Raw genomic sequence first — 24,587 nt, 5'->3', positions numbered from 1 at the left:
GCCGGGAATACGCCGTCGGGGCGGGGCGGTCGGCAGTTTCTCCGACACCTGCTAAAATACACGGTTTTCCGTCGATTTCTCTCTTACGGGACCTGCCGTGCTTTCTACTGCCAACATCACGATGCAATTCGGGCCGAAGCCCTTGTTCGAGAATATCTCGGTCAAATTCGGCGAGGGCAACCGCTACGGTCTGATCGGCGCGAACGGCTGTGGCAAGTCGACCTTCATGAAGATCCTCGGCGGCGACCTCGAGCCGAGCGCCGGCAACGTCGCGCTGGAGCCGAACGTGCGCCTGGGCAAGTTGCGCCAGGACCAGTTCGCGTATGAAGACGTGCGCGTGCTCGACGTCGTGATGATGGGCCACACCGAGATGTGGGCCGCGATGACCGAGCGCGACGCGATCTACGCGAACCCGGAAGCCACCGACGACGACTACATGCACGCCGCCGAGCTCGAAGGCAAGTTCGCCGAATACGGCGGCTACGACGCCGAGGCGCGCGCCGGCGCGCTGCTGCTCGGCATCGGCATCGAGGAGAAATTCCACAACGGCACGATGAGCGACGTCGCACCGGGCTGGAAGCTGCGCGTGCTGCTCGCGCAGGCGCTGTTCTCGAAGCCGGACGTGCTGCTGCTCGACGAACCGACCAACAACCTCGACATCAACTCGATCCGTTGGCTCGAGCACACGCTCAACGAGTACAACTCGACGATGATCATCATCTCGCACGATCGTCACTTCCTGAACTCGGTGTGCACGCACATGGCCGACATGGACTACGGCACGCTGAAGGTCTGGCCGGGCAACTACGACGACTACATGCTCGCATCGGCACAGGCGCGCGAGCGCCAGGCCGCGGCGAACGCGCGTGCGAAGGAGCGTGTGGCCGAGCTGCAGGACTTCGTGCGCCGCTTCTCGGCGAACAAGTCGAAGGCCCGTCAGGCAACGAGCCGCGCGAAGCAGATCGACAAGATCAAGATCGAGGAATTCAAGCCGTCGTCGCGTCAGAACCCGTTCATCCGCTTCGAGTTCGAGAAGAAGCTGCACAACGTCGCGGTGGTCGCGGAAGACATCACGAAGAAGTACGAGCGCACGATCTTCCAGAACTTCAACCTGTCGGTGCAGCCGGGCGAGCGGATCGCGATCATCGGCGAGAACGGCGCGGGCAAGACGACGCTGCTGCGTTCGCTGCTCGGCGCGCTCCCGCTCGAGCACGGCACGGTGAAGTGGTCCGAGAACGCGAATGTCGGCTACATGCCGCAGGACACGTACGAGGAGTTCCCGAACGACATCACGCTGATGGACTGGATCGACCAGTACCGCAAGGACGGCGACGACGAAACGATGGTGCGCGGCACGCTGGGCCGCCTGCTGTTCTCGTCGGACGACATCAAGAAGTCGGTGAAGGTGCTGTCGGGCGGCGAGAAGGGCCGGATGATCTGGGGCAAGCTGATGCTCGGCCGCCACAACGTGCTGCTGATGGACGAGCCGACCAACCACATGGACATGGAATCGATCGAGTCGCTGCAGATCGCGCTCGAGCAGTTCGAAGGCACGCTGATCTTCGTGTCGCACGACCGCGAATTCGTGAGCGGGCTGGCGAACCGGATCATCGAAGTGCGCACGGACGGCTCGCTGTTCGACTTCGGCGGGAATTACGAGGAGTTCCTGACGAGCCAGGGGCAGGAATAAGTGTCCTGAGCGTTCCTCCGGCCAAGGGTCGCGGCTGGGCAGGCAAGCAGTACCTCCAGCCGTCCCCACGGAGCGCACCGCCGGAAGTAAATCGAGCCCGCATCGACAGCGTTGTCGATGCGGGCTTTTTTCATTTCCGCTTGCCGCGCAATCCGGCAGCGTGTCTCATTCCGGTTTCCTCCCATCAATCGACTTCGGGTAAATTACCCACCGAACGCCAATCATCATTCCCCATTTCGACCCGGAGCCGCCCCCGATGCCGGACCATCCACTCCCGCTCGACCTGTCCGGCCTTGCGCAAAGCCTGTACGCGCAGGGCACCGAGGAGGGCATCCTGTCGCGCCTGATGGAGCGGATCGCGCCGGTCAACCGGTTCTGCGTCGATATCGGCGCCAGCGACGGCCTGCGCAACAGCAACACCGCCCGGTTGTTGCGCGAACAGGACTGGGCCGGCGTGCTGGTGGAAGGCAGCGCGTACCGGTTCGGCAAGCTGGCCGCGCACTACGCGGGTGCAGCGCGCATCCGCCTGCATCACGACCGCGTCCAGCCCGACACGGTCGATCATCTGCTCGCCGATGCGAACACGCCGACCGACTTCGACCTGCTGTCGATCGATATCGACGGCAACGACTACTGGGTCTGGCGCGGCCTGCAGGCGTTCAAGCCGCGCATCGTCGTGATCGAATACAACCCGTACTACACGCCGCCCGAGCGTTGGGTCATGTGCTTCAACCCGGATCACGAATGGGACGGCTCGACCTATTACGGCGCGAGCCTCGAATCGCTCGTGCACCTCGGCAGGCAGAAGGGTTATGAACTCGTCTGCTGCGACGACATGGGCAACAACGCATTCTTCGTGCGGCAGGACCTGTATCCGCTGCTCGGCATCGCGAACAACGATCCTTCGGTGCTGTTCCGGCCCGCGATGTACAAGCTGCGTTATGTCGGACACAACACGTTCCTGACCGGTCATCCGTATCGGCACGGGCCGGCCGAGCACATCTGAATGGGCCCGCTCGCCGCGACCTTCGACGAGATCCTGGAAGCCTGCGCGCTCGGCCGTAGCGGGCCGCCGCGCCAGGTCAGCGAACGCGTGTGGCACCTGCCGACCGATGACGGCGGCGTGGCGCTCAAGCTCTACGCGGCCGGGCATCAGGCGCGTGCGGCCAGGGAAGCCGCGGTGCTCGCGCACTTCGAGACGCACGGCGATGCACGTTTCCATGTGCAGGCGCTGAAACGCACGGCAGCCGGCGCACCGCTGTGGACGGGGGCGAACGCCCACGCGATGCTTACCCGCTGGGAACCCGGGCAGTTCAGAACCTACGACACGTTTTCGCCGGCCGAATGGGATGCGCTGGGCGCGAGCCTGGCCGCGTTGCATCTGAGTCTCGAACGGCTTCAGCTGCCATCGCTCGACACGATCCGTGCGCGGTTGATCGCGATCGACGCGGATGCGGTGCGGCGCAGTCTGCTCGATTCGCTGAATCGCGCACGCTCGAACGAGAACGCCGCGAACCTGCGCCGCTACGTCGATCTCGCGCTGCGCATGCTCGACCGCTACTATCCGGGCAGCATCGACGCGTTTCCCGCCGACGATCCGCAGCACCCGATCCACAACGACTACAACCAGTTCAACTATCTGTTCACGGGCACGCTGCCGCCGCTGATCCTCGACTGGGAAGCGACGATCGGCGCGCCGCGCGAATACGAACTGGTACGTTGCCTGAATCATTTGCCGCTGGAAGCGCCGCAGCTGGCGGAAGCGTTCGTGCGCGCATACCGGCGGGTGCGGCCGGTGGATCCCGCACGCATTGCCTGGGCGGTCGATGCCGCATGCCTGCAGCACGCGCTGAAGCTCTGGATCGTGCAAGGCTGGCTCGACGATCCGTCGCGTTTCGCGTCGCATCTGAGCGGCGCGGTGACGATGGCATCCGCGATGGTGGATGCCCGCGACCGCCTGGTCGATTTCTTTTCCCGTTGCATCGAAGCAGGACGCTGAAGTGAATTCGAACCTGAACCGGATGTCGCCTCCGACGTCGCCGCCGGGCGAGCGGCAGCACGTATTTCCGCCGCCGCTGGATCGCGACTACCGTGTCGAAGACGGGCGTGTCCTGACGCGCTCGCTGGAAGCGCATATCGTCGACCACTGCAACCTGACGTGTGCGGAATGCTGCTCGCTGTCGCCGCTTCTGCCCGAGTGGTACGCGAGCCCGGCATCGCTCGAGGCCGATCTGCGCCGTGCGGCGAAGGTGCTGCGCCCGCGCATGTTCAAGCTGGTCGGCGGCGAACCGCTGCTGCATCCGGCGCTCGTCGAGCTCGTCGGGCGCGTGCGCGCCACGGGTATCGCGCCCGTGATCTCCGTCACGACGAATGGCCTGAAGCTCGGCGAGATGACGGACGCGTTCTGGCAGGCGGTGGATGCGCTGACGATCTCGCGCTATCCGAAGCCGTCGCTTTCGGCCGACCTGGTCGCGCACATCGAGCACCAGGCCGCGCGCTTCGACGTGCGCCTGAACTGGAAGGTGCAGGACGTGTTCACGACGATGAACCGTGCACAGCCCGGCACCGACCGGGACGCCGCGCAGCGCCTTTATCACGATTGCTGGATTCGTGAGCGCTGCCATATGATTCGCGACGGCATGTTCTACACGTGCACGCGTCCGGCGCATTTCCACACGCTCTACAAGGGCGAGAAGGATTTTCGATCCGACGGCCTGCCGCTGCGCGACGACGCGGGCATGCTCGACGCGATGCTCGCCTATCTGCAACGCGAGGCGCCGCTCGAAGCGTGCCTGCATTGCCAGGGCGGCAGCGCGCCGGTGGCGCCGCATCGCATCCTCAAACGCATTGAAGTGGACTCCTTGAAGGCTCGTTATCCATGATCGTCGGCACGCGCGACCTGTTCGGCTTCGACCGGCTTCACTACCATCCGCGCAGCGGCACGGCGGCGTCCGGCATCCGGGCCGTCCTGCGCGCGTCGGCGCAACCGGCCGGCGAGCCGGACGCGGCGGCCATCGCGGGCTACCTGAGCGGCGAGCGTCTGGCCGGCCGCACCGTGCTGCGCGACGTGCGCGCGGTGCCGCCCGGCCATGCGCTGATCCGTTCGCCGCAAGGGCTGGCCGTTCAGCCGGCATCCGGGCGGCCGCGGCACGCGGATCTGGAAACCGTGCTGCGCGCGTCGCTGCAACGTGCGCTCGACAGCGGCAAGCGCGTTGCGCTGGCGTTGAGCGGCGGGCTCGATTCGGCGTTGCTGCTTGCGCTGCTGCGCGAACTCGGCGCGCAGCGGCACGTGACGTCCTACATCCTCGTGACCGACATGCCGGACTATTGCGAACGCGACGCGGCACTCGAACTGGCCGGGCAGATGCAGGCGAACGTGAAGCTCGTGCGCGTGAACGAGGCGGATTTCGTCGCGGCGCTGCCGAGAACGACCCATGCGGTCGAGGAGCCGATGTTCAACCTGCATCCGGTCGCGAAACTGCTGCTGGCCGAGGCGATGGCCGCGGACGGCGTCGAGGTGGCCATCACCGGCGACGGCGCGGACCAGGTGCTGCGCCGCGACCAGTCGGCCAACTATCTGCCGCTGTGCCATGCGTTGTTCGATGCGGCGTCGGTCGACCTGCATCCGCCGTTCGTCGACGATGCCGTCGTCGCGCATCTGACCAGCATCGCACCCGATCCGGACAAGCAATGCCTGCGCGATCTCGGTGCGCGCCTGAACCTGCCGGACCGGCTCGTGCATGGCCCCAAGCGCGGGCGGCTCGCCCCGGCGATGGATCTCGCGACGCTGCTCGATCGCGACCGCACGCGCGCGCTGGCCGACACGCTCGGTCTGGACGCGCCCACGCTGCAAACGGACAACGAACGCGTGCTGTGGACGACGCTGTCGCTGATCCTCGATCATTTCAACCGCCTCGACACCCCCCTCGATGCCGCGCATCGCCCAACCTGAGCCACTCATGAAACGCATCCTGTTCTGCGTGGTGCCCGAGAAAGGGCACGTCAATCCGTGCATCGGCCCGGCCCAGCATCTGCGCGCCGCCGGTTGCGACGTCGCGTTCTATGCGCCGGCCGACATCAGCGCCCAGCTCGACGGCGCCGGCGGCTTCGCGTTCGTCGGGCCGCGCGAGACACCCGAGCGTCACGACCTGTCGCGCGGCGCGAGCTTTGCCGCGAACATCCGCGACGCGGACTGGCTGCGGCACTGGATCCGCACGCTGCTGATCGACCTGGCGCCCGCACAGGTGGACGGCATCCGCGCGGTGCTGCGCGACTGGCGGCCCGACGTGGTCGTGATCGATCCGCTGCTCTATGCGGCGGCGATCGCCGCCGAGCTGGAGGGGCTGCCGTGGGTGGCGATGTCGAATTCGCTGAATCCGGTGCTGCCGGACGATCTCGACTCCGAATTGCTGCGCACGGTGCGATGGTTGGCGCCGGAACGCACCCGGCTGTTTGCGCGCTACGGGCTCGATGCACGCTTTCGCGGTTGCGACATCCTGTCGCCGCACCTGACGCTCGCGTTCACGACCGACGCGCTGGTCGGCGCGCCGCCGCCCGGTGTCGAGCTGGTCGGCCCCGCGCTGCCGTCCGGCCCGCGTGGCGACGAGACGCCGTTCCCGTGGGAGCGCCTCGATGCCGATCGTCCGCTCGTCTACATGTCGCTCGGCAGCCAGCTTTATTACCATCCCGATGTGTTCGCGAAAGTCATCGAGGCGGCGCGCGCGACGCCGGCGCAACTGGTGTTGTCGGTGGGCGAGCTGGTCGATGCGGATCTGCTGCCGGCCGACGACGCGCGTGTCATCGCAGTGCGTTACGTGCCGCAACTGGCGCTGCTGCGACGCACGCACGCGTTCGTGAGCCATGGTGGCGCGAATTCGGTGATGGAATCGCTTGCATGCGGCGTGCCGATGTTGCTGTCGCCGTTCTGCAACGACCAGTTTCATTCGGCGCACTTCGTCGAGCGGGCCGGCGCGGGGCGCGTGCTGGATCTGCAGCACGCCGGCGTGGCCGACATTGCCGATGCGCTCGCGTGCCTGTTGCGCCCCGGTTCGTTGCGCGAGCAGGCGGCGCGGATTCGTGCGAGCTACGCGCGTGACGGCTCGGCGGAGGCCGCGCGCCTGATCAGCGAACTCGCTTCAGGAAGCCGCCTGGCGACAGCGTCATGAGTACGCGGTCTTCGATGTCGTAGTCGACCTCGAACCGGTCGTCGCGGCCGAGATAGTCGCGCACGGCGGTGGCCGGGTTGTTGCCTTTGCCGTACGGCTTGCCGTCGAACATCGACGCGGGCAGGTATTCCATCACGGTATCCATCACGATCGCGTAGCTGCCCGGCGTCACGAGCGGCGCATAGCATTCGAGTTCGCGCAGCACGTGCGCATGGGTATGCGTGAGGTCGAGGATCGCCATCACGCGCGCATCCTGGGGAATCTGCGAGCGTACCGATGCGAGCGTGTCGGCCGCGCACGACTTGCCTTCGATCAGCACCATGCGATCGGCGAGCCGATGCGACTGCAGGCGCTGCCTGACGTCGTCGCGCAGGCGTGGCTCGATCGCGACGACACGGCCGCGATCGCCGTTCAGCGCCAGCATCGACGCGGAGAACACGACGCCGCCGCCCGCCGCGATCCCGGTCTGCACGATGCAGTCGGGACGCTCGCGCCAGATCAGTTCCTGGAGCGCGAGCATGTCGCCGGGCAAGTGGAAGAAGCGCTCGCCGAGCCAGCGCGTCTGGAACAGGTGGTCGAATTCGGCGGCGCGCGTCAGCCATTCGATGTTGATGTCCCGCATGCGGGCCGAAGGACGCTCTGACATGGTCAATGCAACGAGTAGGAGTGACGTGAAAACGCTGGAACCGTGGCTTCACCGGTATTGGAACATCGGGCCTGCACGCATGCAGGCGCTGGCGTCGGGCCATACTAACAAAACGTATCTCGTCGAGTGCGACGCGGGGCGCGCGGTGCTGCGCGTGTCGTGGTCCGGCAAGCCGGTCGGGCAGGTGGATCGCGAGGCGGCGATACTCGGTCATCTCGGTGAGACGCGGACGGCGCCGATGCTGCCGGCGCTGCCGCGCCTGCGGCCGACCGTGGACGCGCAATCCGGCGTGCGACTGCCTGACGGAAGCTGGCTGCATCTGTTCGAGCATATCGCCGGCAGCCCCGGCCTGCCGGCCGAAGCGGAGGCGGGCGCGATCGACGCGATGCGTGCGCTCGCGCATCTGCATGCGGCGCTGGCGGCGATACCCGTGACCGAATCGGCGCCGCTGGCCTGGCTGGCGGCGCGGCACGCACGTGTTGCCGCGCGTGCCGCGCCGCCGTTGCCGGGGGACCTGGGCGACCGGTACGGGACGATGATCCGTCGGATCGGCGCGCATCTCGACGCTGCCGCACGCTGGCTGACGGGCACGGTGCACTGGCTGCACGGCGACTATCACGCGGGCAACCTGCTGTACGTGGGGGGCGCGGTGAACGGCGTGCTCGATTTCGACGACGTCGGGCAGGGCGCGCAGTGGCTCGAAGCGGCGTTTGCGCTGTTTGCGCTGTCGCGCGATGCGGGCCGGGACGATCGCTTCGTATTCGACGCGCGCCGCTGGGACGCCGGCCTGCGGGCCTATGCGGCGACGCGGCCCGATGCCGTGCCTGACTGGATGCATGACCGCCGCGACGCGCTGATGGCCCTGTTCTGCGCGGACCAGACGCTGATTCACCTGGAAGCCGCGCAGCGCGGCCTGTGGGTGCCGGGGCCCGGCATCGGTTTTCTCGGCGGCTGGCGGCAGTTGCTGGACGGCGCTGCGCCCTGACGCCGGCCGGATGCCGCGTCAGCACGGCCGATTCAGGAACAGGCGCACGGCTTCGACCGTGTTGGGCCGCGCCTCGCCGTGCCGCGATCCGTCGTGCATGCAGAACAGCACGTCGCGCCGCCGTGCCGTGCTGGCGTCGACATGGGCGCACATCGCGTCGAACAGCGCCTGCGGCGACGGCGCCGGCCGCTGCCAGTCGTCGAGGATCGCGGTCCAGCCGGTATGTTCGCGTTGCAGCCGTGCGAGCACGCGGGCGCGACTGTCCTGCGGCATCAGTCCATAAGGCAGGCGCAGCGGGATCGCATCCGGCGCGGGCACGCGTGCCTCGCGGTAGGCATCGCGGATCAGCGCGTCGGTCGTCTCGATCTCGTCGATCAACGCGTCGTCCGACAGCGTGCCCGGCTTCGCATGCGAACGGGTGTGATTGCCGAGCCGGTGGCCTTCGCGCGCCATGCGTGCGGCCACATCGAGCGCGCCTGCCAGATTCCGGCCGAGCAGGAAGAAGGTCGCGCGGCACGACGCGGCGTGCAGGACGTCGAGCAGGAGGGGCGTCGACGGGCCGGGGCCGTCATCGAAACTGAGGCAAATGGGCATCGCAGGTGGGTGCGCCGTTCAAGGTGTATCGGGGGAACGATAGCGCAAGTCGCGGCGACTAGCCGGCCGGCTACTCGCGCGGCTCGATGGCCAATGGACAGGTGCCGACCCGACGCAAGCGCGTACCGGTCCACTCGTAGAAGAACCGGGCCGCCTTCGCGTCGTTGTAGTCACAATCGTCGTTGAAGCAGCCCGCGACGATCAGCAGCGTACTGCCGGGCCGGAAATCGACGCGCTCCTCGTCGTTGCCCATCACGCCTGCGATGGCCTCCACGCCTGGCATCGTGTACGTCGCGCCCGTGTACTTGTCGACGATCGCGAAATTCCGGCAATCCGTTCCACAACCCCAGGTCGCGACGCGGTAGTGGCCGGCAAAGTTGGCCGGTTGCGTGAATTCGTCGCGAATGACGGTGCGGTAGAGGCGGGCTTCCCGGGTGGTCAGGCGTGGTGCCGCGGCGGGCTTGCGCGGTGCGCTTGCGGCGGGTGCCGGATAGCGCTCGAATGACGGCGAAGGGCATGCGGCGGCGGCCGTGGCCGTGGCCGCGCCGGCGGTGCCGGCGCCGCAACCGAGCGCGGCCGCTGCGCCGGCGAACAGCAGAAATCGATGGGCAAGCATCACGCGAGCGTCCTTCATGTTCGGGATCGAGATCGGGCCGGAGGGTCCGGGCGGCCGGCGACGACGATTCTATGACGCTTCGCGCGCGTGGGCGACCCGGGCGGGCGATCGCGCACGGATGCAACACCGGCATGTCCGCACGCGGCGCGCCGTCAAGCTTTGTCAAATCGTGGCGATATCACGATGCCTGACGTTTCAGGCCGCCTCCGAAGGCTGCCATGCACGGGTCGATTGAGTATCCTTGGATTCGATTCGCGGTACTCACGCAGTCACAACCGGGAGGCTTCACATGAATGCACGTCTATACCGCGCGACCATTGCCGGTGCGCTGATCGGGTTGCTCGCGCCGTTTTCGGTGGCGCATGCGCAACTGGGCGATGTCCTGAAGCAGGTCGGCGGCGGGGGCGATTCGGGCGGCAGCGCGGGCGGTGCGCTCGGCAACCTCGGCGGCATCGGCGGCGCGTTGACGGGCGGCGGCGGTTCGTCGCTGATGCCGGGCAGCACCGGCAACGTCGCGGGCCTGCTGCAGTTCTGCATCCAGAACAACTATCTCGGCGGGGCATCCGGCGGTGCGTCGTCGGTGAAGGACGCGCTGATGGGCAAGCTCGGCGGCAACGCGTCGTCCGACAGCGGCTATACCAGCGGCGCGAGCGGTGTTCTCGACGCCGGCAATGGCAGCAAGCTCGACCTGAGCGGCGGCGGACTGAAGCAGCAGGTGACCAGGCAGATCTGCGACAAGGTGCTGACGCAGGCGAAATCGCTGCTGTAAGCGCGCATCGCGGGTCGGGGGGCGGTGCGCGACGTACCGCCCCCGTCAGTCTTTCCGGCTGACACTCCCGTCAGCGAAAGGAGCGCGGCGCCGCGCGTGCCGTCCCGATCGTCAATCGGCCAGCCGCTTGTCGGCGAGCGCCTTGCAGCAGTCTTCGTAGACCCATTGCACGAGTTTCGCCCGATAGTCGAGGTCGTCGGTATCGACGATTTCCTCGACCGCGTCGCGCGCCCACGACGCGTCGACGAACCCGGCGTGCCGCTTGGCGATGTCCTGCGCGAGCGCCGCGAGCTTGGCGATCGCGAGCCAGTCGGCCTGACGGTGATGGCGGTCGAGCCAGCGGTGCGCGGCCTGGACCTGGAACGTGGCGTCCGGCCACGATTCGTTGAGGTAAAACGCGCCGAGGTTGCCGCAGGTGAGCCAGCAAAGCAGCTCGAGGCGGTCTTGCGAGCCGAGGGTATGGGGTGCGTCGGACATGGCAGCGCTCACGAAATACGTGGATTCCGGGCGGCGCCGGTTGCAACGGGCCGGTGCCGATAGTAAAAACATAGCACGATGCGGGCCCGCCCGCGCACCCGGGCGGATGCTGACATGGCGGTGGCGAAACGGACGCTGCGCCGGCGCGGATGGCCGATGGCGGAATGAGGGGGCGGCGGGAACGAAAAGTGCGCGAGCGCGTGGGGAACGACGCGGGAAGATGCGGCCGGTGAGCGGCCAGGAAGCGGCCAGGAAGCGGCCAGGAAGCGGCCGCTTGCGCCGCGAAGCGGGCCCGTTGCCGGGCCCCCGCAGCCCGGCGCGCGGGCTGGCGGATGCGCGGGTTCAGGTCACCGTGTGCGTGGCGCGCGCGATCGAGCGGATGCTGCGCTCGACGCGGATCAGGATGATCAGCACCGCGAGCGACACGAACGAATACAGCGCGACGAGCGCGGCGACACCGGCGAAGCGCGCGGTCTGGCCGTTCTCGGCAGCCGTTTCTTCCGCGGCCTTCTTCTCGTTGTCGATCGCCGTCCGGCGTGCGTCGTAGCGCTCGGAGAAGTCGCGCATGACCGCCGACACGACGTCGGTGTACGCCTGCTCGCGCGCATATTCGTCGCCGTGCCCGGTGACTTTCTTCTTGACGCTTGCCGCGACGTCCGCGCGTGACAGCACCTTGTCGAGATACGCGATCTGCTGTTCGTAGTACGCGACGTCCGGATGGTCGTCGTCGCCGAGCACGCGCTGGAACGACGGTTCGTACGCGTCGCGATCGACCGCGTAGTCCGGCGACAGGGCCGCCCGGCCGTGCTTCTGCACGATGCCCGACAGTTGTGTCGACAGGCGCAGCGCGGGCGACGCGTTGTCGTCCTTCGCTGCCGCGCCGTCGGCGGCCGGCGTGGCCTTGGCGGTTGCGCCGTTCTCCCACGCGAACGATGCAGGATCGACCTGGATGGCCGAATCGACCTTCGGCGGTTTCGACAGGCGCGCATCGAGTGCGATCGCGCCGAATATGACCCCGCCGATCAGGACCGCGGTCGCGAACAACAGCACGATCACGCGCAATACCTGAAGATAGCCGCCCTCGATTTTGGTCAGGATGCTCAAGGCATTCTCCTTTCTTATGATGAATGAGGCGCCGAGGCTAAAGACCTTTCCAATAGCTGTCAATCGTCACACCGGCCGGCCGAAACGCTCGCTAGAATGTCGGCTTTCCTGGAGGCGGAAAACGATGAAAATCTACGACCAGTTCTATATCGACGGCGCGTGGCGCAAGCCGGCCGGCACCGGCACGATCGACGTGATCGACTCGGGTACCGAAGCCGTGATCGGCCGGATTCCGGAAGGCGTCGCGTCCGACGCGCAGGACGCGATCCGCGCGGCGCGCGCGGCCTTCGACGCGTGGGCGGCCACGCCGGCCTCGACGCGCGCGGGCTACCTGCGCAAGATCGTCGAGCATCTGCAGGCGCGCAGCGAGGAGCTCGCGCAGTCGATCACCGGCGAAGTCGGGATGCCGATCAAGCTGTCGCGCGCGATCCAGGTCGGCGGCCCGATCTACAACTGGAAGGCGTACGCGAAGCTTGCCGAGTCGTTCGAGTTCGAGGCACAGGTCGGCAACTCGCTCGTCGTGCGCGAGCCGGTGGGTGTCGTCGCGGCGATCACGCCGTGGAACTACCCGCTCAACCAGGTGACGCTGAAGGTCGCGCCGGCGCTCGCGGCCGGCTGCACGGTCGTCCTGAAGCCGTCCGAGGTCGCACCGCTCAACGCGTTCATGCTTGCCGAAGCGATTCACGAAGCCGGGCTGCCGGCCGGCGTGTTCAACCTCGTGTGCGGCTACGGCCCCGTGGTCGGCGAGGTGCTGGCCACCGATCCGGACGTCGACATGGTGTCGTTCACGGGCTCGACGCGCGCCGGCAAGCGCGTCGCCGAGCTGGCGGCCGCGGGCGTCAAGCGCGTTGCGCTCGAGCTGGGCGGCAAGTCGGCGTCGGTGATCCTCGACGATGCCGATTTCGCGACGGCGGTGAAGGGCACGGTCAACGCGTGCTACCTGAACGCGGGGCAGACCTGCTCGGCGCACACGCGCATGCTGGTTCCGGAAGCGCGCTACGACGAAGCGCGCGAGATCGCGAAGGCCGCGGCCGAATCGTACGTCGCGGGCGACCCGCGGCAGGATGCGACGCGTCTCGGCGCGCTTGCGTCGGCCGTGCAGCAGCAGCGCGTGCAGGACTACATCCAGCGCGGGATCGACGAAGGCGCGGAGCTCGTGACGGGCGGCACGGGCCTGCCGGAAGGGCTCACGAAGGGCTTCTTCGTGAAGCCGACCGTGTTCGGCCGCGTCGATCCGAAATCGACGATCGCGCAGGAAGAAATCTTCGGGCCGGTGCTGTCGATCATCACGTATCGCGATGAGGACGAGGCCGTGCGGATCGCGAACGACTCGCCGTACGGGCTCGGCGGCGCGGTGTGGGCCGGCAGCGACGAACGCGCAATGGGCATCGCGCGCCGTATCCGCACCGGGCAGGTGGACATCAACGGCGGCACGTGGAACGGCGCCGCGCCGTTCGGCGGCTACAAGCAGTCGGGGCATGGCCGCGAGAACGGCGTGTACGGGCTCGAGGAATATCTCGAGTACAAGTCGATGCAGCTCAAGCCCGTGAAGCCTGCCTGAGCGCTTCGCACCGCACGAACCGGAAACGGCACGCTGGTGCCGTTTTTTTATTGACGGTCGTCAAGGTGCGCGGCGGTGGATCGTCGATCATCGCGGTTCCGATGTTCCGACGAGGTTTCAGATGACCGTACGCACTTCCTTTCCGCCGCTGACGATCCGCGGCCGCACCTTGCTGCCTGTCGTGCAGGGCGGCATGGGCGTCGGCATTTCCGCGCACCGCCTGGCGGGCAGCGTCGCGCGTGAAGGCGCGGTCGGCACGATCGCGAGCATCGACCTGCGTCACCATCATGCGGACCTGCTCGCGCGTTGCCGCGCGCAACCCGATCGCGCGACGCTCGAGGCCGCGAACCTCGAGGCGCTCGCCCGCGAGATCCGTCTTGCGAAGACCTACAGCGAAGGACGCGGGATGATCGCGGTCAACGTGATGAAGGCCGTGAGCGCGCATGCGGACTACGTGCGGGTCGCATGCGACGAGGGTGCGGATGCGATCGTGATGGGCGCGGGCCTGCCGCTCGACCTGCCCGATCTCACGCAAGGACACGACATCGCGCTGATCCCGATCCTGTCGGACAGCCGCGGGATCGCGCTCGTGCTGAAGAAGTGGATGAAGAAGGGGCGCCTGCCCGACGCGATCGTGATCGAGCATCCGGCGCATGCGGGCGGCCATCTCGGCGTCACGCAGATCGACGACATGCACGACCGCCGTTTCGATTTCGCACGCGTGCTCGACGAGGCCGCGCAGGTGATGGCATCGCTCGGCATCGAACGCGAAACGATCCCGCTGATCGTTGCGGGCGGGATCAACAGTCACGACACGGTGCGCGCGGCGCTCGAGGCCGGCGCGAACGGCGTGCAGGTTGGCACGCCGTTCGCGGTGACGGAAGAGGGCGATGCGCATCCGCACTTCAAGCGCGTGCTGGCCGATGCGACGCCCGACGACATCGTCGAATTCGTCAGCGTGACGGGGCTGCCCGCGCGCGCGGTGAAGACGCCGTGGCTCGATCGTTACCTGCGCAACGAGACGCGCATCCGCAGCAAGCTCGGCGCGCTGAAGCAGCGCTGCCCGACCGCGCTCGAATGCCTGAGCGTATGCGGCTTGCGCGACGGCATCGAGAAGTTCGGCCATTTCTGCATCGACACGCGGCTGGCGGCGGCGCTGCGCGGCGACGTCGCGAACGGGCTGTTCTTCCGCGGCCGTGAGGCGTTGCCGTTCGGCCCTGCGATTCGCAGCGTGCGCGACCTGCTCGACCTGCTGCTGACGGGCTGTGCGACCGAGCCTGCGGCAAACCGTCCCACGTTTACGCTGGCTTGACGGATATCAAGAACATGAAAAGACCCTACGAGGAGAATGGGAACCATTCTTTGGGGGTCCGTACCATGCTTAAAACGATTCGAACTTGTGTCACCGCTGCCGCCGTTGCGGCCAGTTTCGTCGCGATGCCGTCGCTGTCGCACGCGGCTTCGCCGGGCGAAGGCATCAACCAGGGCGACGTCCTGGTCCGGCTGCGTGCGATCAGCATCCAGCCGAACGAACGCGCGAGCGACACGCTCGGCGCGCTCAACGTCGGCGTGAACAACGCGATCGTGCCCGAGCTCGACTTCACGTACATGATCCGCGACTACCTCGGCGTCGAACTGATTCTCGGCACGTCGCGGCACCAGCTGACGTCGAGCCTCGGCAATCTCGGCGGCGTGGGCGTGCTGCCGCCGACGCTGCTGCTGCAGTATCACTTCAACCATGCCGGCAAGGTGCGTCCGTATTTCGGCGCGGGCGTGAACTACACGTACTTCTACAACAACGGGCTCAACGTCGGCGGGCAGGGCGTGTCGATCAACAAGAGCAGCTTCGGCCCGGCATTGCAGTTCGGCGTGGACGTGCAGTTGACGAAGAAGGTCTTCATGAACGTCGACGTGAAGAAGATCTGGATGAGCACCGATGCGACGCTCGGCGACAAGGGCATCGGCACGCTGCACATCGATCCGCTGATCGTCGGCGTGGGCGTCGGGATGAAGTTCTAGACGCGGCGGGAAACGAGCAGAAACAGGAACAGAAACAGAACAGAGTTGGGGTTGGCGGCATGGCGGTCTGCATGCCGCTTTTTTTTTGCGCGGCGGATTTACAGCTTGTCGTACTGGAAGCGCATCGCGGTGCCTTCGCGCTGGATGCGTTCCCACACCGCGCGCTTTTCGTCGTCGCTCAGGAACACCCAGTTCGACACTTCGGCCGCCGTGCGGCCGCAGCCCTTGCAGACTTCGTCGAAGAGGGTCGAGCACACGCCGATGCAGGGGCTGTCGGGCAAGTCGTGGAGATTGGAGGCCATCGGAGGGGTTCACGCAGTTGAATCGTCAGCCGCCATTTTAATGCATCGCGGCCGGTCGGTCGGACGGGCGCGGCCGGCATACCGTACCGGTGCAGCGGCGTGACAGTACGGCCGGGTTCGGGCGCAGCCGCCGCACGGCTCGCGTCCGGCCGGCGAACGCGGTTTCGTCGCCGCCTGTCTTTCCCGGTGGACAGCCGCCGATTACCCGATAGAATTCCCCGGGAACGTCCCGCCGCACGGGCCGCCTGACCGGCCGGCAGCGGGATATCTGTTCCGTTTGCGCGACACCGGCATGATTTTTTTGTGACGGGGCGCGAATGATGGTAGTTTTCGGGGTTTTCGAGGGGCGGCGCGCCAGAATGCGCCGCCATGACGAGGCAGACGGCAGCCGGGCAACGTGTCCGGCCGGAGGGAGAACGGGATGAAAGCAAAGGTAGTGGGCCGGTTCGCAGCGCTCGCGCTGTGCGTGGGTGCATCGGCGGCAGCGGCGAAGGATACGCAGCTCAATGTCTATAACTGGTCGGACTACATTGCGAAGGACACGATCCCGAACTTCGAGAAGCAGACGGGCGTCAAGGTTCGCTACGACAACTACGACAGCGACGATACGCTGCAGGCGAAGCTGCTGACGGGCAGCTCGGGCTACGACATCGTCGTGCCGACCAGCAACTACGCAGGCAAGCAGATCGCCGCCGGCATCTTCGCGCCGCTCGACAAGTCGAAGCTGCCGAACCTCAAGTACCTCGATCCGCAGCTGATGGCGCTCGTCGCCGGCGCGGACCCGGGCAACAAGTTCTCGGTGCCCTGGGCGTACGGCACGACCGGTCTCGCGTACAACCTGACGAAGGCGCAGCAGGCGCTGGGCAAGGTGCCGCTCGACAACTGGGACATCCTGTTCAAGCCGGAAAACATCTCGAAGCTGAAGACCTGCGGCGTGTCGGTGCTCGACGCGCCCGACCAGATGTTCGCGGCGACGCTGCACTACATCGGCAAGGATCCGATGAGCACGAACCCGGCCGACTACAAGGCCGCGATGGAAGTGCTGAAGAAGATCCGCCCGTACATCACGCAATTCAACTCGTCGGGCTACATCAACGACCTGGTCGGCGGCGACATCTGCTTCGCGTTCGGCTGGTCGGGCGACGTCGTGATCGCGAAGCATCGCGCGATCGAGGCGAAGAAGTCGTACAAGGTCGAGTACTACATTCCGAAGGGCGGCGCGCCGGTGTGGTTCGACGTGATGGCGATCCCGAAGGACGCGAAGAACAAGGAAGCCGCGCTGGAGTGGATCAACTACATCGAGGATCCGAAGGTGCACGCGGCGATCACGAACGCGGTGTACTACCCGAGCGCCAACGCCGAGGCCCGCAAGTACGTGCGGCCCGACGTCGCGAACGACCCGGCCGTCTATCCGCCGGCCGACGTCGTGAAGACGCTGTTCCTGCTCAAGCCGCTGCCGCCTGAAATCCAGCGCCTGCAGACGCGTCTGTGGACCGAGCTGAAGTCGGGCCGCTGACGCGAGCCGGCGTTCCCAGCAGTCATGAAGCCCCTGGTGCCCCCGGGGGCTTTGTTCGTTCAACGCAGGAGAGATGCAGCACATCATGAATAGCCAGTCGGGTGCGCCGGTCGCGGGCGCACCGTCCTCCGTTTCCTCCTCCGGCGCCGATGCGCGCGCCGAGAACTTTGTCCAGATCGTCGACGTCGTCAAGAAATTCGGCGACACCGAAGCCGTGCGCAGCGTCAACCTGACCGTGCGCCAGGGCGAGCTGTTCGCGCTGCTCGGCAGCTCGGGCTGCGGCAAGTCGACGTTGCTGCGGATGCTCGCGGGCCTCGAGACGGTCACGTCGGGCAAGATCCTGATCGACGGCGAGGACCTCGCGCAGATGCCGCCGTACAAGCGGCCCGTGAACATGATGTTCCAGTCGTATGCGCTGTTCCCGCACATGTCGGTCGAGTCGAACGTCGCGTTCGGCCTCAAGCAGGAAGGCACGCCGAAGGCCGAACTGAAGGAGCGCGTGGCCGCGGCGCTCGAACTCGTGCAGATGAGCAAGTACGCGAAGCGCAAGCCGCACCAGCTGTCGGGCGGCCAGCAGCAGCGCGTCGCGCTCGCGCGCTCGCTGGTCAAGCGCCCGAAGCTGCTGCTGCTCGACGAGCCGATGTCCGCGCTCGACAAGCAGATCCGCCAGCGCACGCAGATCGAGCTCGTCAACATCCTGAACAAGGTTGGCGTCACCTGCATCATGGTCACGCACGACCAGGAAGAAGCGATGACGATGGCCAATCGCCTCGCGGTGATGAGCGAAGGCCAGATCGTGCAGATCGGCTCGCCGAACGAAGTGTACGAATACCCGAACAGCCGCTTCTCGGCGGAGTTCATCGGCTCGACGAACCTGTTCGAAGGCGTGACCGTCGAGGACGAACCCGACCACGTGTACATCGAATCGCCGGAGCTGCCGAGCCGGTTGTACGTGAGCCACGGGATCTCGGGCCCGCTCGGGATGCCGGTCACGGTGTCGGTGCGCCCCGAGCGGATCGCGCTCACGCGCAAGCCGCCCGAAGGCGCGTTCAACTGGGCGCGCGGCCGGATCGGCAACGTCGCGTACATGGGCGGCTATTCGCTGTATCACGTGAAGCTCGACGGTGGCAAGACGGTGATCGCGAACGTGTCGAGCCTCGCGATTTCGGAGCTCGACACGCCGTCGCTCGGCGACGAGATCTACGTGCGCTGGAGCGCGACTGCCGGCGTGGTGCTGACGTCATGACCTCGTTCAAGTCCATGCTCTCGTGGCCGGTGCGGCGCTTCAACCTGACGGGCGCCACGGCGGTCGTGGCCGGCCCGTTCACGTGGCTCGTGCTGTTCTTCCTCGTGCCGTTCGTGCTGGTCGTCAAGATCAGTTTCGCGGAGCTGCAGCTCGGCATCCCGCCGTACACGGAGCTTGCGTCGTACGCCGACGGCGTCGTGCACGTCGCGCTGAACCTGTCGCACTACGCGTTCCTGTTCACGGACAGCCTGTATTTCGCGACCTACGTGAACTCGGTGTGGGTGGCCGCGATCACGACGCTGCTGTGCCTGCTGATCGGCTATCCGATGGCGTACTACATCGCGCGCTCGAACCCGGCGACCCGCAACCTGCTGATGATGGGCGTGATGCTGCCGTTCTGGACGTCGTTCCTGATCCGCGTGTACGCGTGGATCGGCATCCTGAAGAACAACGGGCTGCTGAACAACTTCCTGATGTGGATCGGCCTCACGCATACGCCGATCGAGCTGTATCGCACCAACTACGCGGTGTACATCGGGATGGTGTATTCGTACCTGCCGTTCCTCGTGATGCCGCTGTACGCGCACCTGGTGAAGATGGACCTGCGTCTGCTCGAGGCCGCATACGACCTCGGCGCGAAGCCGTGGAAGGCGTTCGTGCAGATCACGCTGCCGCTGTCGAAGAACGGGATCATCGCGGGCTGCCTGCTCGTGTTCATCCCGGCGGTGGGCGAGTACGTGATTCCCGAGCTGCTCGGCGGCGCGAACACGCTGATGATCGGCCGCGTGATGTGGAACGAGTTCTTCAACAACGCAGACTGGCCGATGGCGTCGGCCGTGACCTGCGCGATGGTGCTGCTGCTGCTCGTGCCGATGGCGATGTTCCAGCACTTCCAGGCGAAGGAGCAGGGAGGCCGTCGATGAAGCCGAATCGTTACCTGCAGTTCGCGGCGCTGTTTGCCGGCTTCGCGTTCCTGTACATCCCGATCATCAGCCTGATCGTCTATTCGTTCAACGAGTCGAAGCTCGTAACCGTGTGGTCGGGGTTCTCGTTCCGCTGGTACTCGGCGCTCGTCGAGGACGACGAGCTGCTGACGGCCGCGTGGCTGTCGCTGAAGATCGGCGTGCTGACCGCGTTCGCGTCGGTGATCATCGGCACCTGGGCCGGTTTCGTGCTCGCGCGGATGGGGCGTTTTCGCGGTTTCGCGCTGTTCAGCGGGATGATCAACGCGCCGCTCGTGATTCCCGAGGTGATCCAGGGGATCTCGCTGCTGCTGCTGTTCATCGAACTGGCGAAGTGGATCGGCTGGCCGGCCGAGCGTGGCATCTTCACGATCTGGCTCGGCCACGTGATGCTGTGCATCTCGTATGTCGCGATCATCGTGCAGTCGCGCGTGCGCGAGCTGAACCCGTCGCTGGAAGAGGCCGCGCTCGATCTCGGCGCGACGCCGCTGAAGGTGTTCTTCACGATCACGCTGCCGCTGATCTCGCAGGCGCTGATCGCGGGCTGGCTGCTGTCGTTCACGCTGTCGATCGACGACCTCGTGCTGTCGGCGTTCCTGTCGGGCCCCGGCTCGACGACGCTGCCGCTCGTGGTGTTCTCGCGTGTGCGTCTCGGGCTGAACCCGGAGATGAACGCGCTCGCGACGCTGTTCATCGTCGCGGTGACGGCCGGCGTCGTGATCGCGAACTTCGTGATGCTGCGCCAGGAGCGCAAGCGGATGGCGGGGTTCGCGACCTGATGGCTGAATGGCGTCTGCCATGAACAACGCCCGGTGCCGACGACGAGTCGGGCCGGGCGTTTTGTCTGGCGCGACGGGAGAAAGGAATTGAAGATTTCGGAATTGCTTGGTGCAAGCCTGACTGCCGCGATCGTGGCAGGCTTGCTGATCGGCGTTTTGTCCGTCAAGGATTTCGGCGGTGTTTCGATCGTTTTTTCCGCTGTGGCTTTCACGGTTGCATTTCCCGTGGCAATGCTGCTTTCGTATCCGGTCTATCGGGCCAGCACGCTGCTTCCTCGGAGGGCGGTATTGCCGATGCTGGTCATCGTGGGCGGAGCGGCTGGATTGACCGTTCTTGCGGTTCTGACACAGGCAGCCTGGCCGGACATCGCAGGGAACGGAGAAATGGCCCTGCTGTATGCGGCAATCGGAATGATGTGTGCGGTTTCGGCGCTGGGGTATGTCGAGCGATCCGGGATTGCCGGCAGGCTGCGCAAATGGCTCGAAAGGCCGAATTGACGGCCATCCAGCATCTGCCTTGACGACGACGGCGCGTCGCGCCGTTGGCCGGTGGCGTCCGCGATAAAAAACGCCCGGTGCGGACGTCGAGTTGGCCGGGCGTTTTGTCTGGAGGCGCTGCGCGTCGAGCTGCGTCGAGTCGGCGCTGGTCGGTACGCGATTACGCGCCGAACGCCGCTTTCGCCAGCAGCCCGAGCGCGACGCACACCAGCACGGCCGCGAACCCGGCCTGCACGTGCCGCGCGGCGAGGTGGCGCGACGCGCCGCGACCGGCAGCCATGCCGAGCGCGGTCGCGACGGTGAACCACAGCGTCACGTCGAGCGGCGCGCGCGTGCCCGACACGAGCGTCGCGAACACGCCGCCGGTGCCGACCAGCGCGATCACCATCAGCGATGTCGCGACCACCCCATGCATCGACACGTTCGTGAACTTGCGCAGCATCGGCACGATCACGAAGCCGCCGCCGACGCCGAGCAACCCCGTCATCAGGCCCGTCATCGCGCCGGTCGATGCCAGCGCGATGCCCACGGGCCAGGACCACATCAGCCGGCCCGTATCGGGATTCACGCGGCCGACGCACAGCGGCGACGCATCCGCATCGACCACCGCCTGCCGCAGCGCCTGCCGCAGCAGGCGGCCGGCGACGATCAGCATCGTCAGTGCGAACAGCGCGAGCAGCAGGCGCTGCGGCAACACGTGCGCGAGCCGTACGCCGAGCGTGGTCAGCGGCAGGCCGGCCACGGCCATCAGCAATGCCGCGCGATAGCGCACGAGCCCGCGGCGGAAGCCTTCGAGCGCGCCGAGCGCCGCGCTGCCGGCCACCGCGACGAGCGCGACGGGCGTGGCCTGCTGCATCGGCCAGCTCATGCCGACGACGAGCGCGGGCACCGCGAGGATGCCGCCGCCGGCGCCGGTCAGGCCGAGCACGGCGCCGACGAAACCGCCCAGTACGAGGGAAATCAGCATGACGTCATCGGGCTCCGGTCAACGCGCGATCGCGGGTTTCGCGAGCCATTCGCGGCCCTTGAGCATCGCCTTCCAGTAGAGCGGCGGCAGCACGCGTTCCTTGAGCAGCCACGCGAGCCGCGACGGGCGCTTGCCGTCGATCAGCCACGCGGGGAAGGTCGGCGCGACCTTGCCGCCATACAGGAATTCGGCGAGCACGATCTTGCCGCGCTCGACGGTGAGCGGGCACGAGCCGTAGCCGTCGTATGCGGCGTCGCCGTGCGCGCGGCCGAGCGACACGAGCAGGTTGTGCGCGACCACGGGCGCCTGCTTGCGGGCGGCCGCGGCCGTTTTCGCATTGGTCGTGTTGGTGGCGTCGCCGAGCGCATAGATGTCCGGGTACTGCCGATGGCGCAATGTCGCCGGATCGACGTCGATCCAGCCGGCCGCATCGGCGAGCGGGCTCGACCGCACGAAATCGGGCGCCTTCTGCGGCGGCACGACGTGGATCATGTCGAACGAGCGCACCACGGTTTCCTTGCCGCCGTCGGGCAGCGCGCGCGCGAACGTCGCCTGGCGTGCCGGGCCGTCGATCGAGACGAGGTTGTGGCCGAACGACAACGCGATGTCGTAGCTTTTCACGTACTCCATCAGCGCGGGTACGTAGTCGGCGACGCCGAACAGGGCGCCGCCCGCATTCAGGAACTCGACGTTCGCGGCCTCGAGGCGGCCCGCGCGCCGCCAGTGGTCGCACGACAGGTACATCGCTTTCTGCGGTGCGCCTGCGCACTTGATCGGCATCGGCGGCTGCGTGAAGAGGGCGTTGCCGCCGCGGAACGCGCGCACGAGTTCCCACGTGTACGGCGCCAGGTCGTAACGGTAGTTGGACGTGACGCCGTTGCGGCCGAGCGTATCGGCGAGGCCTTCGATCGCGTGCCAGTCGAGCTTGAGCCCCGGGCACACGACGAGCTTGCGATAGCCGATGCGGCGGCAGCCGTCGAGCACGACCGCGTGCGCGTCGGGCTCGAAGCCCGCAACGGCGGCCTGGATCCGGTGCACGCCGCGCGGCAGCACGTCGGTGATCCGGCGTGCGGTGGTCTCGGGCCGGAAGACGCCCGCGCCGACCATCGTCCAGCCCGGCTGGTAGTAGTGGACGTCGGCCGGATCGATCACCGCGATGTCGAGCGACGCGTCGCGCGCGAGCAGGCTCGACGCGACTGCGATGCCGGCCGCGCCCGCGCCGACGATCACGACGTCGTGCCGCGCGTCGACGGCCGGTGCCGCCTGCTTGCCGCCTTGCACGACACGCGACGCGAGCGCGTGCAGGTCGTAGCCGGCCGCGGCGGCCGTCGCGACGATGTCGTTCAGCGGGCGCAGGCCGGCTTGCGACAACGCCCACAGCGTGGCCGAACGCATGCCGCTGCGGCAGTACGCGAGCACCGGGCCGTCGAGCGACGCGACGAGTGCGCCGAATTGTGCGGCCTGGTCGTCGGTCACCTTGCCCGTATCGACCGGCAGGTAAAGCACGTCGATGCCGAGCGGCGCGGCGGCCGCGCGGATTTCGGTGACGGTCGGCTGGTCGGCGCCTTCGCCGTCGGGGCGATTGCAGACGATCGCGCGGATGCCGGCCGCGTGAAGCGCGGGCAGGTCGGCCGCCGCGATCTGCGGCGAGACCGACAGCGCGTCGGTCAGCTTGCGGATGGAGGTCATGTCGGGGGTCTCGGTTGAGGCGCCGGCGCTCAGATCGCGTCGAGCGGGATCTTCAGGTAGCGCACGCCGTTGTCTTCGGGCTCGGGCAGGTGGCCGGCGCGCATGTTGACCTGCACGGACGGCAGCATCAGCACGGGCATGGCGAGCGTGGCGTCGCGCGTGGTACGCATCGCGACGAAATCGTCCTCGGTCACACCGTCCTTCACGTGCACGTTCGCGCGGCGCTGCTCGGCCACGGTCGTCACGAACTGCACGTCGCGGCCGCCCGGCTGGTAGTCGTGGCACAGGTACAGGCGCGTGTCGGGCGGCAGGCCAAGCACGCGCGCGATCGAGCGGTACAGCGTGCGCGCGTCGCCGCCCGGGAAGTCGCAGCGGGCCGTGCCGTAGTCGGGCATGAACAGCGTGTCGCCGACGAATGCCGCGCGCTGCGTCGCGTCGTCGACGCAGTAGGTCATGCACGCGGGCGTGTGGCCCGGCGTATGCAGCGCGCGGATCGTCAGCGTGCCGAGCGCGAGCGTGTCGCCGTCGTCGAGCAGCCGGTCGAACTGGCGGCCATCGTGCGCGAAGCCGGGGCCTGCGTTGAACAGCGTGCCGAACACGTGCTGCACGCGGCGCACGTGCGAACCGATCGCGATCCGGCCGCCGACGTGTTTCTTCAGGTACGGCGCGGCCGACAGGTGGTCGGCGTGCACGTGGGTTTCCAGCAGCCAGTGCACGTCCGCGCCGAGTTCGGCGACGCGGGCGATCAGCCGGTCGGCGCTGGCGGTGCGCGTGCGGCCGGATGTCGGGTCGTAGTCGAGCACGCTGTCGATCAGCGCGCATGCGCGGCTCGCGGTATCGAGCACGAGATAGCTGACGGTGTGGGTCGCCGGGTCGAAAAAGCCTTCGACCGACAGCGTGGTGGCATTGCTCACGGGGTGTCCTCGATCGGGTTCTGCATCTGCAATCGCAACCTGTAAATCAAGAAGCGTGCCAGCCTGCGTCGCGGCACCGGCCGATCTG

General features: G+C 67.1%; 25 protein-coding genes. 16 read left to right on the top strand and 9 right to left on the bottom strand.

Annotation, left to right across the window (positions count from 1 at the left end; genetic code table 11):
- Positions 1-97: 97 nt before the first annotated feature.
- From DPV79_RS20730 to DPV79_RS20705, 6 genes are all read left to right on the top strand, one after another.
- On the top strand, positions 98-1,690 hold the full coding sequence (locus DPV79_RS20730) for an ABC-F family ATPase (RefSeq protein WP_113046351.1): 1,593 nt from the start codon (positions 98-100) through the stop codon (positions 1,688-1,690).
- A 256-nt stretch (positions 1,691-1,946) separates the two neighbouring features.
- Positions 1,947-2,696 carry an FkbM family methyltransferase gene (locus DPV79_RS20725; RefSeq protein ID WP_059687992.1) on the top strand — a complete coding sequence of 250 codons (750 nt, stop codon included), beginning with the start codon at positions 1,947-1,949 and terminating at the stop codon, positions 2,694-2,696.
- Positions 2,697-3,689: a phosphotransferase enzyme family protein gene (locus tag DPV79_RS20720; protein ID WP_113046350.1), complete on the top strand. Its 993-nt coding sequence runs from the start codon at positions 2,697-2,699 to the stop codon at positions 3,687-3,689.
- Positions 3,690-3,711: 22 nt separating this feature from the next.
- On the top strand, positions 3,712-4,572 hold the full coding sequence (locus DPV79_RS20715; protein ID WP_414016671.1) for a 4Fe-4S cluster-binding domain-containing protein: 861 nt from the start codon (positions 3,712-3,714) through the stop codon (positions 4,570-4,572).
- On the top strand, positions 4,569-5,642 hold the full coding sequence (locus DPV79_RS20710) for an asparagine synthase-related protein (RefSeq protein ID WP_113046349.1): 1,074 nt from the start codon (positions 4,569-4,571) through the stop codon (positions 5,640-5,642). The genes DPV79_RS20715 and DPV79_RS20710 overlap by 4 nt, the downstream gene beginning before the upstream one ends.
- A gap of 7 nt (positions 5,643-5,649) precedes the next feature.
- The gene (locus DPV79_RS20705; protein WP_060128478.1) at positions 5,650-6,855 is read left to right on the top strand and encodes a glycosyltransferase; all 1,206 of its coding nucleotides are present in this window, start codon (positions 5,650-5,652) and stop codon (positions 6,853-6,855) included.
- Here the strand turns inward: DPV79_RS20705 and DPV79_RS20700 are convergent.
- Positions 6,812-7,501, bottom strand: a complete 690-nt coding sequence (locus DPV79_RS20700; RefSeq protein WP_113046348.1) for a cephalosporin hydroxylase family protein — start codon at positions 7,499-7,501, stop codon at positions 6,812-6,814. The genes DPV79_RS20705 and DPV79_RS20700 overlap by 44 nt on opposite strands.
- On the opposite strand from DPV79_RS20700, the gene DPV79_RS20695 reads away from it, so the two are divergent.
- The gene (locus DPV79_RS20695; protein ID WP_208866737.1) at positions 7,500-8,486 is read left to right on the top strand and encodes a phosphotransferase; all 987 of its coding nucleotides are present in this window, start codon (positions 7,500-7,502) and stop codon (positions 8,484-8,486) included. The two genes, DPV79_RS20700 and DPV79_RS20695, sit on opposite strands and share 2 nt — an antisense overlap.
- 18 nt (positions 8,487-8,504) lie before the next feature.
- Here the strand turns inward: DPV79_RS20695 and DPV79_RS20690 are convergent, their stop codons facing one another.
- Positions 8,505-9,080, bottom strand: a complete 576-nt coding sequence (locus tag DPV79_RS20690; RefSeq protein ID WP_113046346.1) for a polysaccharide deacetylase family protein — start codon at positions 9,078-9,080, stop codon at positions 8,505-8,507.
- Between the two features lie 70 nt (positions 9,081-9,150).
- Positions 9,151-9,714: a hypothetical protein gene (locus DPV79_RS20685; RefSeq protein ID WP_425267362.1), complete on the bottom strand. Its 564-nt coding sequence runs from the start codon at positions 9,712-9,714 to the stop codon at positions 9,151-9,153.
- Between the two features lie 271 nt (positions 9,715-9,985).
- Here DPV79_RS20685 and DPV79_RS20680 point away from each other — a divergent pair, with 271 nt between their 5' ends.
- Entirely contained in the window at positions 9,986-10,465 is a 480-nt protein-coding gene (locus tag DPV79_RS20680; protein ID WP_021159760.1) for a YjjA family protein, read from the top strand.
- A gap of 111 nt (positions 10,466-10,576) precedes the next feature.
- Here the strand turns inward: DPV79_RS20680 and DPV79_RS20675 are convergent, their stop codons facing one another.
- A complete protein-coding gene (locus tag DPV79_RS20675; RefSeq protein ID WP_027787292.1) occupies positions 10,577-10,942 on the bottom strand; it encodes a hypothetical protein in 366 nt (121 codons plus the stop codon).
- A 342-nt stretch (positions 10,943-11,284) separates the two neighbouring features.
- Positions 11,285-12,046 (bottom strand): hypothetical protein, encoded by a 762-nt coding sequence (locus DPV79_RS20670; protein ID WP_113046345.1) that lies wholly within the window; start codon positions 12,044-12,046, stop codon positions 11,285-11,287.
- A gap of 124 nt (positions 12,047-12,170) precedes the next feature.
- On the opposite strand from DPV79_RS20670, the gene DPV79_RS20665 reads away from it, so the two are divergent.
- The 3 genes from DPV79_RS20665 (at position 12,171) to DPV79_RS20655 (ending at position 15,626) form a co-directional block, all read left to right on the top strand.
- Positions 12,171-13,607, top strand: coding sequence for an aldehyde dehydrogenase family protein (locus DPV79_RS20665; protein WP_113046344.1), 1,437 nt, complete (start codon positions 12,171-12,173; stop codon positions 13,605-13,607).
- 121 nt (positions 13,608-13,728) lie between these two features.
- Positions 13,729-14,919 (top strand): NAD(P)H-dependent flavin oxidoreductase, encoded by a 1,191-nt coding sequence (locus DPV79_RS20660; RefSeq protein WP_113046343.1) that lies wholly within the window; start codon positions 13,729-13,731, stop codon positions 14,917-14,919.
- A gap of 65 nt (positions 14,920-14,984) precedes the next feature.
- Positions 14,985-15,626 (top strand): OmpW/AlkL family protein, encoded by a 642-nt coding sequence (locus DPV79_RS20655; protein ID WP_021159755.1) that lies wholly within the window; start codon positions 14,985-14,987, stop codon positions 15,624-15,626.
- Positions 15,627-15,724: 98 nt separating this feature from the next.
- Here DPV79_RS20655 and DPV79_RS20650 read toward each other — a convergent pair whose 3' ends face one another.
- Positions 15,725-15,928, bottom strand: a complete 204-nt coding sequence (locus DPV79_RS20650) for a DUF1289 domain-containing protein (RefSeq protein WP_021159754.1) — start codon at positions 15,926-15,928, stop codon at positions 15,725-15,727.
- Positions 15,929-16,349: 421 nt separating this feature from the next.
- Between DPV79_RS20650 and DPV79_RS20645 the strand changes: the two genes are divergently transcribed.
- The 5 genes from DPV79_RS20645 to DPV79_RS20625 all read left to right on the top strand — a co-directional run bounded on the left by DPV79_RS20645 (position 16,350) and on the right by DPV79_RS20625 (position 20,929).
- Positions 16,350-17,444, top strand: coding sequence for a polyamine ABC transporter substrate-binding protein (locus tag DPV79_RS20645; protein ID WP_027787297.1), 1,095 nt, complete (start codon positions 16,350-16,352; stop codon positions 17,442-17,444).
- 85 nt (positions 17,445-17,529) lie between these two features.
- Positions 17,530-18,690 (top strand): ABC transporter ATP-binding protein, encoded by a 1,161-nt coding sequence (locus tag DPV79_RS20640; protein ID WP_048022911.1) that lies wholly within the window; start codon positions 17,530-17,532, stop codon positions 18,688-18,690.
- The gene (locus tag DPV79_RS20635) at positions 18,687-19,613 is read left to right on the top strand and encodes an ABC transporter permease subunit (protein WP_027787299.1); all 927 of its coding nucleotides are present in this window, start codon (positions 18,687-18,689) and stop codon (positions 19,611-19,613) included. The genes DPV79_RS20640 and DPV79_RS20635 overlap by 4 nt, the downstream gene beginning before the upstream one ends.
- The gene (locus tag DPV79_RS20630) at positions 19,610-20,431 is read left to right on the top strand and encodes an ABC transporter permease subunit (RefSeq protein WP_027787300.1); all 822 of its coding nucleotides are present in this window, start codon (positions 19,610-19,612) and stop codon (positions 20,429-20,431) included. The genes DPV79_RS20635 and DPV79_RS20630 overlap by 4 nt, the downstream gene beginning before the upstream one ends.
- An 87-nt stretch (positions 20,432-20,518) precedes the next feature.
- Positions 20,519-20,929 carry a hypothetical protein gene (locus tag DPV79_RS20625; protein ID WP_113046342.1) on the top strand — a complete coding sequence of 137 codons (411 nt, stop codon included), beginning with the start codon at positions 20,519-20,521 and terminating at the stop codon, positions 20,927-20,929.
- 160 nt (positions 20,930-21,089) lie between these two features.
- Here the strand turns inward: DPV79_RS20625 and DPV79_RS20620 are convergent, their stop codons facing one another.
- The 3 genes from DPV79_RS20620 to DPV79_RS20610 are packed head-to-tail and all read right to left on the bottom strand — an operon-like array spanning position 21,090 to position 24,499.
- Complete coding sequence (locus tag DPV79_RS20620; protein ID WP_113046341.1) at positions 21,090-21,896, bottom strand: sulfite exporter TauE/SafE family protein; 807 nt, start codon at positions 21,894-21,896, stop codon at positions 21,090-21,092.
- Positions 21,897-21,914: 18 nt separating this feature from the next.
- A complete protein-coding gene (locus DPV79_RS20615) occupies positions 21,915-23,585 on the bottom strand; it encodes a bifunctional protein tyrosine phosphatase family protein/NAD(P)/FAD-dependent oxidoreductase (protein WP_059588454.1) in 1,671 nt (556 codons plus the stop codon).
- A gap of 29 nt (positions 23,586-23,614) precedes the next feature.
- Complete coding sequence (locus tag DPV79_RS20610; RefSeq protein ID WP_113046340.1) at positions 23,615-24,499, bottom strand: MBL fold metallo-hydrolase; 885 nt, start codon at positions 24,497-24,499, stop codon at positions 23,615-23,617.
- Between the last annotated feature and the right edge of the window lie 88 nt (positions 24,500-24,587).

It is taken from the genome of Burkholderia reimsis (assembly GCF_003294055.1).
GTDB lineage: Bacteria > Pseudomonadota > Gammaproteobacteria > Burkholderiales > Burkholderiaceae > Burkholderia > Burkholderia cepacia.
Note: the sequence above shows the minus strand (reverse complement) of the source record. Positions and strands in the feature narration are given on the sequence as shown.

What these genes read in the sequence shown, in the direction of transcription:
- DPV79_RS20665 (WP_113046344.1), top strand. Translation starts at nt 12,171, where the DNA reads ATGAAAATCTACGACCAGTTCTATATCGACGGCGCGTGGCGCAAGCCG.
- DPV79_RS20690 (WP_113046346.1), bottom strand. Translation starts at nt 9,080, where the DNA reads ATGCCCATTTGCCTCAGTTTCGATGACGGCCCCGGCCCGTCGACGCCC.
- DPV79_RS20685 (WP_425267362.1), bottom strand. Translation starts at nt 9,714, where the DNA reads ATGAAGGACGCTCGCGTGATGCTTGCCCATCGATTTCTGCTGTTCGCC.
- DPV79_RS20680 (WP_021159760.1), top strand. Translation starts at nt 9,986, where the DNA reads ATGAATGCACGTCTATACCGCGCGACCATTGCCGGTGCGCTGATCGGG.
- DPV79_RS20640 (WP_048022911.1), top strand. Translation starts at nt 17,530, where the DNA reads ATGAATAGCCAGTCGGGTGCGCCGGTCGCGGGCGCACCGTCCTCCGTT.
- DPV79_RS20645 (WP_027787297.1), top strand. Translation starts at nt 16,350, where the DNA reads ATGAAAGCAAAGGTAGTGGGCCGGTTCGCAGCGCTCGCGCTGTGCGTG.
- DPV79_RS20650 (WP_021159754.1), bottom strand. Translation starts at nt 15,928, where the DNA reads ATGGCCTCCAATCTCCACGACTTGCCCGACAGCCCCTGCATCGGCGTG.
- DPV79_RS20655 (WP_021159755.1), top strand. Translation starts at nt 14,985, where the DNA reads ATGCTTAAAACGATTCGAACTTGTGTCACCGCTGCCGCCGTTGCGGCC.
- DPV79_RS20660 (WP_113046343.1), top strand. Translation starts at nt 13,729, where the DNA reads ATGACCGTACGCACTTCCTTTCCGCCGCTGACGATCCGCGGCCGCACC.
- DPV79_RS20710 (WP_113046349.1), top strand. Translation starts at nt 4,569, where the DNA reads ATGATCGTCGGCACGCGCGACCTGTTCGGCTTCGACCGGCTTCACTAC.
- DPV79_RS20715 (WP_414016671.1), top strand. Translation starts at nt 3,712, where the DNA reads ATGTCGCCTCCGACGTCGCCGCCGGGCGAGCGGCAGCACGTATTTCCG.
- DPV79_RS20720 (WP_113046350.1), top strand. Translation starts at nt 2,697, where the DNA reads ATGGGCCCGCTCGCCGCGACCTTCGACGAGATCCTGGAAGCCTGCGCG.
- DPV79_RS20620 (WP_113046341.1), bottom strand. Translation starts at nt 21,896, where the DNA reads ATGCTGATTTCCCTCGTACTGGGCGGTTTCGTCGGCGCCGTGCTCGGC.
- DPV79_RS20635 (WP_027787299.1), top strand. Translation starts at nt 18,687, where the DNA reads ATGACCTCGTTCAAGTCCATGCTCTCGTGGCCGGTGCGGCGCTTCAAC.
- DPV79_RS20675 (WP_027787292.1), bottom strand. Translation starts at nt 10,942, where the DNA reads ATGTCCGACGCACCCCATACCCTCGGCTCGCAAGACCGCCTCGAGCTG.
- DPV79_RS20705 (WP_060128478.1), top strand. Translation starts at nt 5,650, where the DNA reads ATGAAACGCATCCTGTTCTGCGTGGTGCCCGAGAAAGGGCACGTCAAT.
- DPV79_RS20725 (WP_059687992.1), top strand. Translation starts at nt 1,947, where the DNA reads ATGCCGGACCATCCACTCCCGCTCGACCTGTCCGGCCTTGCGCAAAGC.
- DPV79_RS20695 (WP_208866737.1), top strand. Translation starts at nt 7,500, where the DNA reads ATGGTCAATGCAACGAGTAGGAGTGACGTGAAAACGCTGGAACCGTGG.
- DPV79_RS20700 (WP_113046348.1), bottom strand. Translation starts at nt 7,501, where the DNA reads ATGTCAGAGCGTCCTTCGGCCCGCATGCGGGACATCAACATCGAATGG.
- DPV79_RS20630 (WP_027787300.1), top strand. Translation starts at nt 19,610, where the DNA reads ATGAAGCCGAATCGTTACCTGCAGTTCGCGGCGCTGTTTGCCGGCTTC.
- DPV79_RS20615 (WP_059588454.1), bottom strand. Translation starts at nt 23,585, where the DNA reads ATGACCTCCATCCGCAAGCTGACCGACGCGCTGTCGGTCTCGCCGCAG.